Origin of the sequence: Sutterella faecalis (assembly GCF_006337085.1) — a bacterium.
GTDB classification, from domain to species: domain Bacteria; phylum Pseudomonadota; class Gammaproteobacteria; order Burkholderiales; family Burkholderiaceae_F; genus Sutterella; species Sutterella faecalis.
This window is the reverse complement of sequence record NZ_CP040882.1, coordinates 351,907-367,339: the sequence shown is the minus strand read 5'-3', so window position 1 is coordinate 367,339 and position 15,433 is coordinate 351,907. Positions and strand designations below refer to the sequence as shown.

Genomic DNA, 15,433 nt, shown 5'->3' with positions numbered 1-15,433 from the left:
CGTTGTTTCTTCCTCAACAAGTCATGCAATGAGTCTATCGTCTGGCAGTTATCGTTTTTGCCCTATTGCCGTCATCCCGCAGTCGCCTCGAACCATAAACGAAAAAAGCCCTGAGGCATCGCCGGCGTTTTTGCCGAAAATGACGTCAGGGCTTCCTTTCGCACAGGCTCCAGGCGCGCAGGTCGAACCTATGGAACGGGCGCTTCAAAGCGAAGCGGATTGAACTCAATCCACCGTAATGAGCTCGTACTCGTTGCTGCCCATGCCGAGCTCCTTCATGTAGGTGAGCTGATGGAGCCCATGGCGGGACTCAATGCGCTCGACGAGGTCATGACGCTCCGCCGCCGGGCGGGCATAGACCATGTCAATCGACGCCTGGTCGACAGCGAGAATGTCGGTCGAGGCCACAATGCCGATATCGCCGATCGTGGGTTCGGCGGCCGAAAGCCCGGCGCAGTCGCAGTCAACCGACATGCGGCGCATGACGTTGATGAAGACAATGTTTTTGCCGAAATAGTCGCAGACGGCCTTGGCGGACTCCGCCATCGTTTCCATCAGCATTTCCTTACCCGGCCACTGATCCCAGGGGAGATTGACGTCGGAAACCGCGTGGACCTGCTGCTTCCCGATTCTGCCGTCGGCGCAGCCGATGGCGATGTTCTTCATCGAACCCCCGAAGCCGCCCATGGCGTGACCCTTGAAGTGCGTGAGGACCACCATCGAGTCGTAGTTCACGATGTGGCCGCCCATCGAAACTTCCTTAAAGTGCTTGCCGCCCTTGACAGGAAGATTGACCGTCCCTTCGGCATCCATGATGTCGACCGGACAGAAGGTCCAGCCGTTAACCTTAAGCGTCTCAAGGTGGTCTTCCGTTGTGTAGCGGTCGCCGTGGTAGAGCGTATTTGTCTCAACGATCGTCGAATTCGGGATCCTGGCCTGGAAGGCCTTCACCATCTCGCGCGGCAGAATGTTGGGACCGTGGCGCTCGCCCGTATGCAGCTTGATCGCGACCTTGCCGGAAATGTTTTCCTTCACGAGGTCGTAGAGCTTGTTGAGGTGCTCCGCATCAATCACAGGCGAAAAATAAACCTTCGACTTTGCCATCTTGCGAAATCTCCTTGCGGTTTCTATGGATGAGGCATGCACGTACCGGGTGCTGCGGCAGTACTGCTCATCCGCTTCACTTTCGAATATGTTGCTCTTTCCTAGTCCTGTCAGGGATCCGGGGATTTCCCTGAGGAAGGAACTTCAGAGCGCGAGATAGGCCTTTTCGTCCACGGGCTCGCACCATTCGTTCGAAGCGCCTTCGGCGGGGACTTCAATCGCGATGTGCGCAAACCACGAATCCTTCGCCGCACCGTGCCAGTGCTTCACCTCGGGAGGAATGTCGACGACGTCGCCCGGTTTAAGCGCCTGTGCGGGCTTGCCTTCTTCCTGGTACCAGCCGCGGCCGGCCGTGACGAGAAGAATCTGACCGCCCTTGTGGTGGATGTGCCAGTTGTTGCGGCACCCGGGTTCAAAGGTGACGTTCGCGACGACAAGACGGTCTTTGGTGAGGAGCTTGAGCCAGCTTTTGCCCACAAAGAACTTTGCGTAAGCCGTGTTCGTGTCTCCCGCCGGGAAAAGACTTAAGTTTTCGGGCGGGACGGATGTTGATGAAGTCGATTCGGTCATGGTATTTGCCTCAATAGGGGTTATTTGGAATTTTTGAAGCTTCTTTGAGAGCTCCCGATCCGGATATTCTTCGCCTGCCCCGCCCGTCTTTCTTCGTGAATTCCATCAGAAGATTGCTCGATTGCATCAGGATGGATTTCTTTTGTACGCTCATGGTGCAAGCATCCAACGGATGCACGCTTTTAATTCAGTAGTAACCCCTATTCCGCTAGGAATAAGATCCTACTCTCCGTGCCTTTCGGCAGAAGACCGTAAACTAGTGAAATCAATGCAATGCCAGATAGGAATGAGCGTGTTAACGTACACCTCATAGAGAGCGCATCCAATAAAGCGCCCCATACGCACGAATTGAAGTTGAACCGCCACCAGGGGTTCTTCTTGTGGAGAGTTCCAAATGCAGATTTGTTCCGCCGCACGCCTTGAAAAAGAATATTCCACGGTTGCCGCTCAGTGCGCCCGCACGGGTGAAGCTCAGGTGCTTGCTGAAAACGGCCGCGCCGACCTCGTGGTGATGGATGCCAAGACCTATCAGCACCTCGCTGAAATGGCTGCCCGCTCCGGTTCCAAGAACCTCACCTCCGACCGCGTCGCCCTTGAAATGGGCGTCGTCGCTGCGGGTTGATTCTCCGCAGGCGATCCCGAGCAAAGCTTTTCTTCAGAGCAAAGTCCCGGATGGAGATGCACCTCCTCCCGGGACTTTCTTTATGTCCGCGAAGGTGTTTTGCCGCTTTGCACTTTCCTCTTGAAAACTGCGCTTCAACCCCCATATAGGCTTCATCGGCATGCTGCTTTCGGGCGGCATGCGTCCGACCCATCATCAGATTTCGGAGAAAAAGTCGAAATGGCTGCTGAAACGCATGTTTTCCAGACCAAGGTGAGCAAGCTCCTTAAGCTCCTCGCCAATTCCCTTTATTCGAATAAGGAAGTGTTCCTGCGCGAGCTCGTCTCGAACGCCTCCGACGCGATCGACAAGCTACGCTTTGCGGCCATCGCGAAGCCTGAGCTTCTCGGAAGCGACCCCGTCTTCTCGATCCGCATCAGCGCCGACAAGGAAGCAGGCACCCTTACCGTTTCAGACAACGGCATCGGCATGACGCTCGATGAGGCGAATGAACATCTCGGCACCATCGCGCAGTCGGGTACCGAAGACTTCCTCGAACACCTCTCCGCCGATGAAGCGAAGAACGCGCAGCAGATCGGTCAGTTCGGCGTGGGGTTCTACTCAAGCTTCATCGTTGCCGACCGCGTGACCGTGGTTTCGCGCGCCGCGACTGCCGGCGAAAATGAAGCTGTGCGCTGGGAATCCGACGGCTCGGGCACCTTCACCTCTGAACTCACGACCCGCGCCTCCCGCGGAACCGACGTGATCCTCCATCTGCGCGACGAGGACAAGAACTTCCTCGATCCGTGGACCCTTCGCGAAACGATCACGAAGTATTCGGACCATATCTCGACGCCCGTTTATCTCCTTGAAGAGAAGCCTGCTGAGGAAGGCAAGACCCCCGACAAGGACTGGGTGCAGGTGAACGACGCCAAGGCGCTCTGGACGCTGCCGCCTAAGGAAGTGACGGACGACCAGTACAAGGAGTTCTACAAGCACCTCACGCACGATTGGGAGGATCCGCTCTGCTGGGCGCACAACCGTGTGGAAGGCGACCTTGAGTACACGTCGCTTCTCTACTGCCCGTCGGCAGCGCCCTACGACCTCTACAACCGCGACCTTCAGAAGGGCCTCAAGCTCTTCGTCGAGCGCGTCTTCATCATGGACCGCGCGGATGCGTTCCTTCCCAACTACCTGAGGTTCATCAAGGGGCTCGTCGATACGAATGATCTGCCGCTCAACGTTTCCCGCGAACTCCTCCAGGAAAGCCGCGTTGCCGCAAAACTCAAGAAGGCCCTCACCCGCCGCGCGCTCGACATGTTCGCGAAGCTCGCCGACGATAAGGACGCTAAGGAAAAGTACGGCGTCTTCTGGACGCAGTTCGGCCGCGTGCTGAAGGAAGGCATCGTCGAGGATCCGGACAACAGGAAGGCCATTCTCGGACTCCTCAGGTTTGCTACCACGAAGGCCGGCGCTTCCGACATCACGGTGTCGCTTGCCGACTATGTGAGCCGCATGCCCGAAGGCCAGAAGAACATCTACTACGTCATCGCGAATACCCCGGAAGCCGCAGAAGGCTCGCCCTATCTCGAGGGCCTCAAAAAGAAGGGCGTCGAAGTCCTTCTCCTCTGGGAGCGCATCGACGAGTGGATGATGGGTGCTTTGACCGAATTCGAGGGCCACAAGTTCATCCCGGCGACCGCTGCAGACCTTGAGCTCGAGGGCGTGAAGTCGAAGACCGATGAAGCCGAGAAGCCTTCCGAAACCTCGAAGGAAGAGGACGACAAGGCCGTAGCCCGCTTCAAGGCCGCGCTCGGCGAAAAGGTTGCGGATGTCCGCATTTCAGACCGTCTCGTCGACTCCGCCGCGTGCGTGGTCGGCCAGCACGACCAGATGCTCACCGAACAGATGCGCCGCATGCTCGAGGCTGCGGGGCAGACGGTTCCGGAAGAAAAGTACACGCTCGAAGTCAATCTTGAGAGCCCGCTCGTCAAGAAGGCGCTTAAAGAGAATGATCCCACCCGCTTCTCCGAATGGGCGGACGTCATTCTCGATCAGGCGCTCCTCTCCGAACAGGGTTCTCTGAAGGATCCGGCCGGGTTTGTGAAGCGCCTCAATGCGCTGCTTCTCTCCTGATGAGATTTTTCAACGACTGATTCTTCAGTGAAGGCATGCCGCTCTTATTCGGGCGGCATGCCTTTTCTATATGTTGGAACAACTTCTCATGCGGACTCTGATGGGAAATCCATCCATTCATCATAATCGAAATTTATTTCAATATGATTCATCAATAAGAATTGGCTGCAACCACTGAATCACTATTCTTTCAGGATTGATTCCTTGAACGAAATTGCCGCATCAGCATCGCGTGTAGAACGAATGGAACCATTAAGCTTTTCTTCCAATGCGTTCAATCGATTTCTTGCCTCATCTGTCTTTCCAATCTCTATTAATTCTTTAATTTTTCCTACTGCCTCCTTAACTTCAATCGACTGTCTCTCTGTATGCAGAATTTGTTCTAAAACCTCGTTCACGTCAAGTCCATAAGACTGGACTGGTTGAACAATTTTTCCACCATCAAGCAAATGAACGCCGTTCGGCTCCACTTCTCCAATCATGATGGGAGAGTTTGTAGCCGCAATAAATTGAACCCGAGGAAATGCTCTCCTGAGTCCTTTCAGAATTCTGCGCTGCCAGTCAGGATGCAAGTGTGCTTCCAAATCGTCTATAAGGACGATGCCGTCCGTCCTCATCGCCTCACTTGCCTTGAGATGCGGATGAAGAACACACATTCTGCGCAGAATATCTGCGAAAAGCATGATGACACTGCGCTCGCCGTCGCTCAGCATCTCAAAAGGAATTTGCATAATTCTGAAATCACCCAGCTTCCCCTTGATTTCTTTTGAAACTAAAACGGAACTAACGTCACGATCCCAGCAGACGTCCACAATTTCAGGAAATGCGTCATTCACTATGCGGCTAAGGGCAGTTCCTCCATCGTTCTCAACAGGAGGTGTCGCGTCCAATCCTCTCTCTGCATAATCAAGACGGACAGAGGTTTTCTCCCTGATCCAGGACAACGTGCTGCTGCACGATTCAGCATTACCAGCGTCCTGCCAGCTTTCATAAACACTGCACCGCGTGTCGTTCGAGAAACGAGAAGATCTCACTGTCTCAATCCAGTCGCAGTGCAGAAATCGTGATGATCTATAGAATGCAAAGATCGGAAATTCATTTTCCGATTTTCTTTCCAGCGCTGAAGAATCAGCTGATGAGTCAACAATTATCGTTTCTTCTTTTTCTGAATCGTCGACAACCCTGGAAATACTTAATTGATGGTTCTCATCATTCATTTCTATGGTGCACGAACCGCCAAAATTGAATTCCAATAGATCATCCGTTTTTTCTTTCTTCTCAATTTTAGCAGTTGATGCCGTATCTCTTTCCTTATCGAAAGATGCTGAAACAAGCAAAAAATGATCAGAGAGGACATGCAAACCCAAAGCGAAAGATTGCAGAATGGAAGTTTTATCTTCTTCATTACTGCTCGACAGGATGTTGAATCCAGGGCTCAGCTGGAATTTCAGTTTTGAAAGACCTTTAAAATTTCTGAGTTCGATGGATCGTATCTGCATGGGATCATTACGGGAAAATATTTATCTTTGGGACTTGCTGTGAATGGAATCGTAAAGGATTTTTCTCTTTCATCCGTCCTTTGCAGCTTGCGTGTCTCTCTGCCTATCGCGCGGCGCGCTTTTAACCGGATGTGAACCGCGTAACGTGAGGAAACTGACTGCCTCGGGCAAGTTATGCCAGACGGCTGACGCACCGCAGCCGATAGTTCTCAGACAAAAGCATCATGCTGAAAATCGCCGGATTCTGATTTTCATCATCACGCCTCCTCCCGCGGGAGGAGGTGAAGCGCGGCGAAAAGGCGGAAAATAGCGAGCTCATCCAAACTCATCTTTCCGGCTTTTCCCATGGACGAAAATTTCGCCAAGGTTCTCGCCTTCGTTGTCTTCATCGCGCTCGGCTGGGGCCTGAGGCGCTTCAATATTCTGAAGCCCGAAGCCTTTCACGCGATCAGCGCGCTCGTGATGTGCGTGACGCTTCCCTGCGTCACGATGACGGGGTTGAACGGATTCAAGCTCTCCGCCGACTACGCCGTCATTGCTGCCATCGGCTTTCTCGCCAACGTTCTCTTTCTCCTCATTGGCATCCTCCTCACCCTCAGAATGTCGAATATTGAGGATAGAGACTTCCGGCGATTGAACCTCACGGGATTCTCGGTAGGTCCCTTTGCCGTTCCGTACGTCCAGGCCTTCCTCTCGCCGGCGAGCCTCCTGACCGCCCTCGTCTTCGACCTCGGGAACGCCTTCATGGCGGCGGGCGGAACCTATGCGGCCATCTCCGGCATGCGCGAAAAGACCTCGCCCGCCAAAATGATCGGCGTCGTCTTCAAGAAGCTCGCAACTTCAGGCCCCATCATTGCCTTCGTCTTCATGCTCGTTCTCTGCCTTCTGAGCCTGAAGCTCCCCGATGCCGTGATTACCTGCACGAAAATCGGCGCAGCCGCCAACACCTTCCTCTGCATGGTGATGATCGGAGAAGCGCTCAACCTCTCTCTCACCTTCCGGGAATTCCTCGATCTTCTGAAGATTCTCGCGATGCGCTTCGTGCTCCAGGCGCTCCTTGCATTCACGCTCTTTGAGTGCCTCCCCTTCGACCTCGAAGTTCGCCGCGCTCTGGTGCTCGTCTGCTTTGCGCCGGTTCCCGCCATGAATCTCATCTACACGAACCTGCTTAAGGGTGATCTCTCGAAGGCCGCCAATCTGAATACCCTTTCCGTATTCGTGGCGATCCTCTCGATGTCGGCCGTGATCTACATCATTTGACGAGCTTCCACCTCCGAGAAATAGAAATCCCCGAATGCTTTTCACCGGCATCCGGGGATTTTTTTAGTGCTGAGACCTCAGAGGTCTCCGGCAGCTATTGCAGCTTAGAAACGATGCGCGCTTGCGCCCTCATAGCCCGAGGGCTTAGCGGAAGCGCAAGGCTTAATCACGAGGCTCGGCTTCGTGATCGATGCATCGGCGAGCGGCGCAATGCTCGCGAGCGTCCCGTGCTTCCGGCGAAGCTCCTCAATGTCGCCGAATTCAATCGCGCGCTCGGGGCAGCTTTCCACGCAGACGGGATTGAGACCCTTCATCGTACGATCGAGACACCCGTCGCACTTCGTCATCTTGCGCTTCTTCGCATTCAACTGCGGCACGCCGTAAGGACAAGCCTTCGCGCAGAGTCCGCAGCCGATGCACTTCGATTCGTCGATGACGACGAGCCCGTCCTCGGCGCGCTTCATATGGGCCTTGGTCGGGCATACCTTGACGCATGCCGGATCAGCGCATTCGTTGCAGCCGATCGAAACATAGTAGGCAAAGACGTCCTGGCGCCAGGCGCCGTTCTTGTCTTCCTTCCAGCTCCCGCCCTCCACTTCGAGAACTCGGCGGAAGTCGATGCCAGGAGGCGTCCCGTTCTTGTCCGCACAAGCGACGGAACATGTGCGGCAGCCCGTGCAGCGGGAGACGTCAATGAAGAAACCTTTCTGTGTCATTTTCTTTTATCTCCTCTCTTCATCAGGCCTTTCGGACGTCGACCAGAATGTTGTGCTGGGCGTTCCCCTTGCCGTAAGGACTCGGACGATGCCCGGTCAGCGTGTTAATGCATCCGCCAACGTCAACCCGGCGTCCGTCGATCATCTGCGGGTTGTACCAGGCGCCCTGGGGCATCGTGACGACGCCGGGCATGATGCGCGGCGTCACGCGCACGGGGAGACGCACGATGCCGCGATCGTTGAAAATCTCGACGGCGTCGCCATCCTGAATCCCGCGTTTTTCGGCATCGACCGGATTCATATAGAGCGCATCCGGATGGAGGCTCCTGAGTTTCGGGAGATTATGGAAAGTAGAATGAATGCGGCCGTGGCCATGGAAGCCGAAGCACTGGAGCGGATATTTCTTTTCGAGGGGATCGCCCGGCATATCCCAGGTGCGCCAGTATTTCGGAATCGCATTGATGCGGTCGACTTCAGCGATGACCCAGTCCGCAGTTTCCTTCGCGAGCTTTTCGGAATAGATCTCGATTTTTCCAGTGGGGGTCTTGAGCGGATGAGCCTCCGGATCCTTTCTGAAGGCTTCGAGCGCAATCGGATCCTTGCGGTAGTGCCAGACCTTGGCGAGCCCCGCCTTCCAGAATTCCTCAAAGGTCGGAAGTTCCGGCACTTTTTTGCGCGTTTCCTCGTAGCACCAGCGCACCCATTCTTCCTGCGTGCGGCCTTCGGTGAATTCCTTCTCGAGCCCGAGCTCGCGCGCGATCAGGCGGCAGATTTCATAGGAAGGCTTCTGTTCGTATTCGGGTTCGCAGGCCTTCTGGATGGCAAGCATTTCCGCGACGTCGCCGTGGCTGCCGCCCTGGCAGGCCATGTCGTTCGTCTCGGGTCCGAGCGTATCGGGAAGCAGAATATCGGCATAGCGGCAGGAAGGCGTCATCATGTTGTCGCAGACGACGAGGAATTCAAGCTTCTTCTCATCCTCGAGCACTTCATGCGTCCAGTTGGCGTCGCCGTGCTGGTTGATCATCGTGTTTCCGCCCGAGTTGATGATCATGCGGATGTTCTGCGTGAGCTTCTCAGCGCCCTTCAGCGCATCGGTGCGGCGGGTCATTTCGCTGCCGCGGACAATGGCATCCGTCCAGAGGTAGCAGGGAATCGACGCCTTGACCGGGTTCTTTCCGACCGGGAGATAAACGGCCGGGAATGGCGTATTCCCTTCATGCTCGCCCGAATTCGTGCCGGGGAGACCGATCTGACCGAGAAGAATCGGCACCATCGCAATGGCGCGCGACGTATCTTCGCCGTTCGCCTGACGCTGCGGACCCCAGCCCTGAGATACGAAAAGCGGCTTCGTTTCCGCCATCTCCCTGGCAAGACGGCGGATCACGTCGGCAGGGATTCCCGTAATCCTCAACTTCCAGAACCGCATGACTCTCGTTCAAGATCCAACAGGATTTTGATCATTACTACCGAAAAAACTTAAAAAATTTCATTGCGTCGCCGGCGCTTTTCTTGTACACTCGAGAGTAATATATTACTCTCGCAATTTAACTTCGAATGTTCCTGAATTTCACGGTCCCGATACCCAGGCTCAAAGGAAAAATCAGTCGGCAAGGCACTAAGAGCGGAACGTACATCCACTACGTTCTGGAGCGCAGCTACGACCCGAAAAAGAAGCACACGGTGCCCAAGCGTGTGCTAATCGGAAAATGCGTTGGTGAAACCGAGACCATGGTTCCGAATGAAAATTTCCTGGTCTTTTTCCCTGATGCCGTTCTCCCAGAAGTCCGGGAGAGCGCCAGGCGCTGCAGCACGCTGATGGCCGGCAGCTACATCGTCATAGCAAACATCGTGCAGACGTACGGCCTCGGCAAAATGCTCCAGAAGCATTTCCTTGATCGAGCTGGGCTGGTGCTGGATCTGGCCGCCTACATGATCATTGAGGAAAGGAATCAAGGGCAGTACTACCCGGACTACGCATATCGACATCCGCTCTTCTCGAAAGACATGCGGATTGCGAGCGACGCCGCCATCTCGAGCTTCCTCGCCAACGTCAGCCCGGACCAAATTTCAGGCTTTCTGAACGACTGGAACGCAAAGCGCGATCATCGCTCACGGATCTACATTTCCTATGATTCAACTAATAAGAACTGCCAGGCGGGAGATGTTGATTTTGTTGAATTCGGCAAGGCCAAAGTCGATCAGGGATGCCCGATTTTTAATCTTGCCGTCGCCTACGACAAAACCAATCAGGTGCCGTTGTTCTATGAATGCTACCCTGGCTCCATTAATGACGTCAGTCAGTTCAAATTCCTTGTAGACAAGGCAATTGCGTACAACTACAAGCGTATTGGCTTCATCATCGACCGAGGTTATTTCTGCAAGATCAACATCGACTACATGGATGCGAATAACTTTGAGTTCATCATGATGGTTAAGGGCTGCAAGGCACTTGTGGCCGAATTGGTCGACAGGCTCCACGGCACTTTCGAAAATCGCGTCGACGCCTCCCTGCGCGAGCATTGCATCAGCGGCACAACGGAAAAAATGAAGATTTTTCCGGAAGACTCACGGGAGCGCTACTTTCATGTCTTCTTTAACCCCATGAAGATGGCGACGGAGCGGCGCGATATAGAAAACGCGCTGACGCAGATGCAGAAGAACTTCGACCAGTGGGTCGGCCGTGAAGTGGAGTTCGGATCCCCGCATACAGATTACTTCCAGTGTCACTACGACGAAAAAGGCCGCTTCCTTTTTGCCGAAGAGAAGAAGAGCATCATCGAGCATGCTTATTCGAGATGCGGATATTTCTGCATCATTACCTCCGAGAAAATGAGCGCCAGAGACGCTTATCTGCAGTACCGAGGCCGCGACGCCTCAGAGAAGCTCTTCAGCGCAGACAAATCATTCCTGGGCAGCAAGAGCATGCGGGTACACTCCGCAGAAGCCGTAAGAGCCAAGATTTTTATTGAATTTATTGCTCTCATTATTCGACAGAGGCTCTACAACCTCCTGAAGGATGAGATGCTCCGCCTGCCGACAAAGAGGAACTACATGACGGTTCCTGCGGCGATCCGGGAACTGGAGAAAATCGAGCTGGTGAGAATCAATGACGGCAGATATCAGCTTGACCACGCAATCACGAGGACGCAGGAAATCATCCTGAAATCCTTTGGCATGACGAAGGACAAGGTTATGTCGCAGGCCGCCGCCATCTCTGCCGCGCTTGCCGGAAAGAAAGACAGCATGGAGGACGTCGAGGATCTGGAACCGATTGGCGAGGAGGAGAATGAAGATGCCGAAGCGTAAGTCGCTGGCTTCGATTGAGAAGCAGATCAAACTGACTCAGCAGCGGTTGCTGAAGGTCAAAACACGTTACGAGAAGCTCGGGGTAAAGCTCATCGAACTCAACAAGGAAAAGACGCTGCGGCAGGCCGAAGTGATTGCGGAAGCCATGGCTCGAAGCGGTAAGACCATGGAGGAACTCATGACCTTTTTAAGTCGCTGACTGACCGTCCGAAGTCGCGAGAGTAATAAACGGCTGGAAGTTCAGGGTAATGGCGCTTGCCCATTCCGGAGTCTTTTCGATGCGGTCGGGGCCGCGGCCGAGAATATGAGACTTGTAGTCGGCATTTTTCGGCGCGGATGCGGGAAGCGTCTTTTCGTCGTAGCCGACGCAGTACTTGTCGAGGAACGCCTGATCAACCTGATTCTTCGTGATCCACTCGTAGGCAAGCGCCTCGACGAGCGCGGCATCGGTGCCCGGACGAATGGGAACCCACTCATCAGCACGGGTGGTCGCCGTATCCGTAAAGCACGGATCGATCACAATGATCTTCGGGCGCTTCTTCGAGAGCGCGAGATCGATCTGGTAGCCCTTGCCGCCGCCAGAGGGACGCGTAACAGAAGGATTGTTCCCAAAAAGGACGTAGAGTTCGGCGTCCGCAATCACGCTCGGGAGCGACGCCGGACGACCGCCGTAGGTAAGCGGGAAGGCAGCAGCGAGCTGAGCGTTCGAGTAGGAGCCGTAGTACTTGAGGAACCCGCCCATGAGGTTCATGAGGCGCTGCCAGGCGCGGCGCGAACTCACGATCGACTGCTGGCCCGAGCAGTACTGCCAGTAGATCGCCTCATTACCGTAGGTATCGCGGATGCGCTTCCATTCGGAGGCAATGGTCTTCACGGCCTCTTCCCAGGAAATGCGTTCGAACTTTCCTTCGCCGCGCTTACCGATGCGCTTCATCGGATACTTCAGGCGATCGGGTGAATAAATGCGCTCGCGCATCGAGCGGCCGCGCTGGCAGGCGCGGATCTGCCGGGGCGCATCCGTCGCATCGGGGAGCGTGTTGTCGGTTTCGATGCGGATCACTTTCCCGGCTTTCGTGAAGCAGCGTACCGGGCAGCGCTGACCGCAGTTGATGACGCAGGCGCACCAGGAAAAGGATTCAATGTCTTCTGCCGCTGCCGCCACGGCGCTCGCGAGCGGCGTCATGGAGAGGCCGGCGAGCGCGAGCGATGTGCGCAGGAGATCTCTGCGAGAAATTCCTGTTTCAAGCATTTTGGGGTCCTTGAGACGGAGTTGTGGGGAATCCTCCGGTGCGAACGGAACACTTTGACGGTTCTCTCTTACGCGCCGCAGGCTTCCCCCTATTATCTCCGACTTCTACTCACAATGCTCTACCCCTTTGAGACTGCATCCCTGAAATGACTGCTGGAGAGCTTAGATTAAGATAGTAATGATTATCATTACTTACGCTTTCATTCCAAAATGCTGTTCGCCGGAGGGACCCAGCAAAAGCCTCCCGGCCGCCTCAAAACCCGATCCGAGGCTTCTTTCGACCTTCCTTCTTCAATGCCGCATCATCCTCGAGCCTACGGAGAAATTCCTCTGCGCTCTGGATGGGGCTGAAGGCAGAACCGCGTTCAATGGCAGCGAAGTCGCCGGGCGTAATGCAGTCAAGCCTTGCGAGGCGGGACTGAAGACCCTGCACGCCTTCCGTCCCAAGCCCGAGCGCAGCGAGATGACGCTCGAGGAGCCCGAGCCTCTGGTCCGGTCTCAGAAAGTCGAACTTCGCCTTGAGGTCAAACCTGCGCAATGCAGCACGGTCAATGTTCTCAAAGAGGTTGGTGGTCGCGCAGAAGATGCCTGAGAAGCTCTCCATCTGCGTGAGGAGCTCGTTCACCTGCGTGACTTCCCAAGAGCGCTGACTCAATTCCCTATCGCGCAGGAACGAATCCGCCTCGTCAATGAGAAGAAGCGCGCCCGCGCGCTTTGCCTCTTCAAAAGCCTCGCGAATCAGAGCTTCGGTGCCGCCCACGAACATGTTGAGAAGGTCGCTCGCGCGTTTGGCGATGAGCGGAACGCCGAGCTCGCGGGCGAGCCAGCGCACGTATGCGGTTTTGCCGGTGCCGGGAGGCCCGTAGAGGCAGAGCCGCCCCGCCCCGCAGCGCTTCAGCCCCTCGCAGATGCCCTTGAGATCGGCGGTTGTATTCACGAATTCCGTGTCGTAGAACCGGGGGAGCCCTTCAGCTCGTCCGGGGAGCCGCCCGAGCGATTGCGCATCAAGCGATGCCGAAAGGAGCGTTTCGCACGCTTCGTCCCTCGCCTTTTCATCTTTCAGATTGAGGTCGGCAACAACGGAGGCGGTACGGGAAATGACTGCGGGCGAGAGCTTCCCGCTCAACGCAAGCCGGTCAATCATTTCCGCGCTCACAAGGTTCCCGACCACCTTGCCGGCAATCCGCCGGCGCACGTTTTCGGGCGGAATCGGCACTTCGAGAACAATGTCGAAGCGCCTGATCAATGCGGGATCCATCCCTCCGAGCGTATTCGTAAGCCAGAAGGTCGGAACGGGCGCAATTTCAACGAGTTTGTTGAGTTCGGCCTTGTTGGAACGCTTCGGACCGCCGAATAGCGTGAAAACGGCTCCCTCGTTGATGATGTCTTCGGATTCATCGATCACAAGGAGCGTCTTCTCCGACGACCGGTACAGCTTCTCCGCGATGTTCCACCGGGTGATGCGCGAACGCTCTCCGTTCTCCTTCTCTGCATTACGCAGCGGCCCGATTTCGTAAAGCTTTGCCCCGATCGCCTCCGCAACTGTTCGCGTGAGTTCCGTTTTGCCTGTTCCCGGGGGACCATAGACGAGGATGTTGACGCCCGCCTTTCTGGTCTGAAGCACCTTCGCAAGATAGGGAATCAGCAGATTCTTTACTGCCGGGATGTGACTGTAGTCGTCAAGTGCAAGAGTCGCCTTCGGCGCCCGGGAAATGCGCGAGCTGAAGAAGGCTTCGGGCGAAATCCGCTCATTCATGACGCGCCCGCACTGATCGTCGTCGCCGAGGAGCTCGAATCGGTCGTCAAGAGCTTCTTCAGACGCCTTGCCGAGACGAAGCAGTCCGGTGCTCATGAGCGTACCGTCAGGAGAAAAGATTTTTTCGTTCATCTCCTTTCCAAGGGCAACCGAAAGCACTTCGGAAAGGAGGCGCGCGCCGCCGGATGCGAAGTCGAAATAGTCAAGGAGTTCCTTGAGGGGCTCATGGAATCTGGCGATCAGAAGAAACGCAAGCGCATCGCTCTCATCCTGCTTGAGCCCGAACGCTTCGGCAAAGGCGCGAATGTTCGAGCGGAAGTGTTCCGGGAAGAGGTCTTCCGTCTCCTGATGAATTTCCGCCTCTCTCGCCTCGAGCTCTCTGATGAAGCTTTCCGGACAGGTTTCGACTTCCTGCAGGCCAATCTTTTTCCTGACGGTTCTGAACCAGACGCCACACGAAGAATTGGCGCAGATGTCGCGCGAATCCATCTCCATGAAGTTCATGCTCGATGCGTTCTCTCGTCCGAGCCGCACGCGCTCCTCGGGCGTCTCGCCGGCATCAGGATTCTTGAGGGCCCACATGAGCGCTTTCACCTCGTCGCGCAGTGCGATGTCGAAGGCCCGTCTCGTGTCCACACCGTTGAGGTCCAGCACCGGCCAGACATCCCCTTTCACATAAAGCCGGGCGATCCAGAGAACTGCCGCTCTCTCGAAATCATATGTTCCGGATTTCTTTCCGCATTCCGTGAGCTTCTTCATTTGCAAAGGCCTGTACATTTTTATTTTTCTTGGGGTTTCGTGCTTTATCAGAAGAAATCAGCATCGCGGCGCAGTTATCTTTTTCGATCCTTGACTCTCTGCGTCGCTCAAGAAGAATTGTGATCGGCCATGCGTCAAAAAAAGACTGATTCAAACATTGTGCGCTTTTATGAAGATGCGAATAGTCATCGGCGAACCAGAGCGATGCCTTCGGAAATTGGTGCATCACCATCTTCCAGATTGGACTTTGAACCCATCCTCTGAATGCGCGCATCAGAAGGCCCTTTGACCTTCGACGGCGCAGGCGCCGGGGGCCCCTCTGCGATTGCAGATTGCTCGCGACCCTAAGCCGCATGCAGGCTCCCGTGAGGAGCGGCGCTTCCATTTTCTTCGCCCAGGCGAGCCGGGCCGGATGAGGAGCGAAGCTCACTCAGAGCTCCGGACAAAGGAAACCCGCCGTCTCCAGCCATTCAGGAG

At 55.4% G+C, this 15,433-nt stretch carries 13 protein-coding genes; 5 read left to right on the top strand and 8 right to left on the bottom strand.

Annotation, left to right across the window (positions count from 1 at the left end; translation table 11 throughout):
• Positions 1-225 precede the first annotated feature (225 nt).
• Positions 226-1,104, bottom strand: coding sequence for a DUF362 domain-containing protein (locus FG381_RS01405; RefSeq protein WP_139687190.1), 879 nt, complete (start codon positions 1,102-1,104; stop codon positions 226-228).
• 144 nt (positions 1,105-1,248) lie between these two features.
• Positions 1,249-1,674 (bottom strand): cupin domain-containing protein, encoded by a 426-nt coding sequence (locus FG381_RS01400; protein WP_139687189.1) that lies wholly within the window; start codon positions 1,672-1,674, stop codon positions 1,249-1,251.
• 394 nt (positions 1,675-2,068) lie between these two features.
• Between FG381_RS01400 and FG381_RS01395 the strand changes: the two genes are divergently transcribed.
• The gene (locus FG381_RS01395; RefSeq protein ID WP_139687188.1) at positions 2,069-2,296 is read left to right on the top strand and encodes a type II toxin-antitoxin system Phd/YefM family antitoxin; all 228 of its coding nucleotides are present in this window, start codon (positions 2,069-2,071) and stop codon (positions 2,294-2,296) included.
• Positions 2,297-2,515: 219 nt separating this feature from the next.
• Complete coding sequence (gene htpG, locus FG381_RS01390) at positions 2,516-4,411, top strand: molecular chaperone HtpG (RefSeq protein WP_139687187.1); 1,896 nt, start codon at positions 2,516-2,518, stop codon at positions 4,409-4,411.
• 182 nt (positions 4,412-4,593) lie between these two features.
• On the opposite strand, the gene FG381_RS01385 is transcribed toward htpG, so the two are convergent.
• Positions 4,594-5,910 (bottom strand): AAA family ATPase, encoded by a 1,317-nt coding sequence (locus FG381_RS01385; protein ID WP_139687186.1) that lies wholly within the window; start codon positions 5,908-5,910, stop codon positions 4,594-4,596.
• A gap of 345 nt (positions 5,911-6,255) precedes the next feature.
• Between FG381_RS01385 and FG381_RS01380 the strand changes: the two genes are divergently transcribed.
• Positions 6,256-7,170, top strand: coding sequence for an AEC family transporter (locus tag FG381_RS01380; protein ID WP_139687185.1), 915 nt, complete (start codon positions 6,256-6,258; stop codon positions 7,168-7,170).
• A gap of 104 nt (positions 7,171-7,274) precedes the next feature.
• On the opposite strand, the gene FG381_RS01375 is transcribed toward FG381_RS01380, so the two are convergent.
• Positions 7,275-7,886, bottom strand: coding sequence for a DMSO/selenate family reductase complex B subunit (locus FG381_RS01375; protein WP_139687184.1), 612 nt, complete (start codon positions 7,884-7,886; stop codon positions 7,275-7,277).
• A 22-nt stretch (positions 7,887-7,908) separates the two neighbouring features.
• Positions 7,909-9,312 carry a molybdopterin dinucleotide binding domain-containing protein gene (locus tag FG381_RS01370; RefSeq protein ID WP_139687183.1) on the bottom strand — a complete coding sequence of 468 codons (1,404 nt, stop codon included), beginning with the start codon at positions 9,310-9,312 and terminating at the stop codon, positions 7,909-7,911.
• 128 nt (positions 9,313-9,440) lie between these two features.
• On the opposite strand from FG381_RS01370, the gene FG381_RS12690 reads away from it, so the two are divergent.
• Positions 9,441-11,192: an IS1634 family transposase gene (locus FG381_RS12690; RefSeq protein ID WP_228025661.1), complete on the top strand. Its 1,752-nt coding sequence runs from the start codon at positions 9,441-9,443 to the stop codon at positions 11,190-11,192.
• A complete protein-coding gene (locus tag FG381_RS01360; protein WP_139686989.1) occupies positions 11,179-11,391 on the top strand; it encodes a hypothetical protein in 213 nt (70 codons plus the stop codon). Before FG381_RS12690 ends, FG381_RS01360 begins: the two co-directional genes overlap by 14 nt.
• On the opposite strand, the gene FG381_RS01355 is transcribed toward FG381_RS01360, so the two are convergent.
• The 3 genes from FG381_RS01355 to FG381_RS01345 all read right to left on the bottom strand — a co-directional run bounded on the left by FG381_RS01355 (position 11,380) and on the right by FG381_RS01345 (position 15,386).
• Complete coding sequence (locus FG381_RS01355; RefSeq protein ID WP_139687182.1) at positions 11,380-12,441, bottom strand: molybdopterin-dependent oxidoreductase; 1,062 nt, start codon at positions 12,439-12,441, stop codon at positions 11,380-11,382. The two genes, FG381_RS01360 and FG381_RS01355, sit on opposite strands and share 12 nt — an antisense overlap.
• A gap of 253 nt (positions 12,442-12,694) precedes the next feature.
• Positions 12,695-14,956: an AAA family ATPase gene (locus FG381_RS01350; protein ID WP_165697788.1), complete on the bottom strand. Its 2,262-nt coding sequence runs from the start codon at positions 14,954-14,956 to the stop codon at positions 12,695-12,697.
• Positions 14,913-15,386, bottom strand: a complete 474-nt coding sequence (locus tag FG381_RS01345; RefSeq protein ID WP_139687180.1) for a hypothetical protein — start codon at positions 15,384-15,386, stop codon at positions 14,913-14,915. The genes FG381_RS01350 and FG381_RS01345 overlap by 44 nt, the downstream gene beginning before the upstream one ends.
• Positions 15,387-15,433: the final 47 nt, after the last annotated feature.

What these genes read in the sequence shown, in the direction of transcription:
- FG381_RS01405 (WP_139687190.1), bottom strand. Translation starts at nt 1,104, where the DNA reads ATGGCAAAGTCGAAGGTTTATTTTTCGCCTGTGATTGATGCGGAGCAC.
- FG381_RS01400 (WP_139687189.1), bottom strand. Translation starts at nt 1,674, where the DNA reads ATGACCGAATCGACTTCATCAACATCCGTCCCGCCCGAAAACTTAAGT.
- FG381_RS01395 (WP_139687188.1), top strand. Translation starts at nt 2,069, where the DNA reads ATGCAGATTTGTTCCGCCGCACGCCTTGAAAAAGAATATTCCACGGTT.
- htpG (WP_139687187.1), top strand. Translation starts at nt 2,516, where the DNA reads ATGGCTGCTGAAACGCATGTTTTCCAGACCAAGGTGAGCAAGCTCCTT.
- FG381_RS01385 (WP_139687186.1), bottom strand. Translation starts at nt 5,910, where the DNA reads ATGCAGATACGATCCATCGAACTCAGAAATTTTAAAGGTCTTTCAAAA.
- FG381_RS01380 (WP_139687185.1), top strand. Translation starts at nt 6,256, where the DNA reads ATGGACGAAAATTTCGCCAAGGTTCTCGCCTTCGTTGTCTTCATCGCG.
- FG381_RS01375 (WP_139687184.1), bottom strand. Translation starts at nt 7,886, where the DNA reads ATGACACAGAAAGGTTTCTTCATTGACGTCTCCCGCTGCACGGGCTGC.
- FG381_RS01370 (WP_139687183.1), bottom strand. Translation starts at nt 9,312, where the DNA reads ATGCGGTTCTGGAAGTTGAGGATTACGGGAATCCCTGCCGACGTGATC.
- FG381_RS12690 (WP_228025661.1), top strand. Translation starts at nt 9,441, where the DNA reads ATGTTCCTGAATTTCACGGTCCCGATACCCAGGCTCAAAGGAAAAATC.
- FG381_RS01360 (WP_139686989.1), top strand. Translation starts at nt 11,179, where the DNA reads ATGCCGAAGCGTAAGTCGCTGGCTTCGATTGAGAAGCAGATCAAACTG.
- FG381_RS01355 (WP_139687182.1), bottom strand. Translation starts at nt 12,441, where the DNA reads ATGCTTGAAACAGGAATTTCTCGCAGAGATCTCCTGCGCACATCGCTC.
- FG381_RS01350 (WP_165697788.1), bottom strand. Translation starts at nt 14,956, where the DNA reads ATGAAGAAGCTCACGGAATGCGGAAAGAAATCCGGAACATATGATTTC.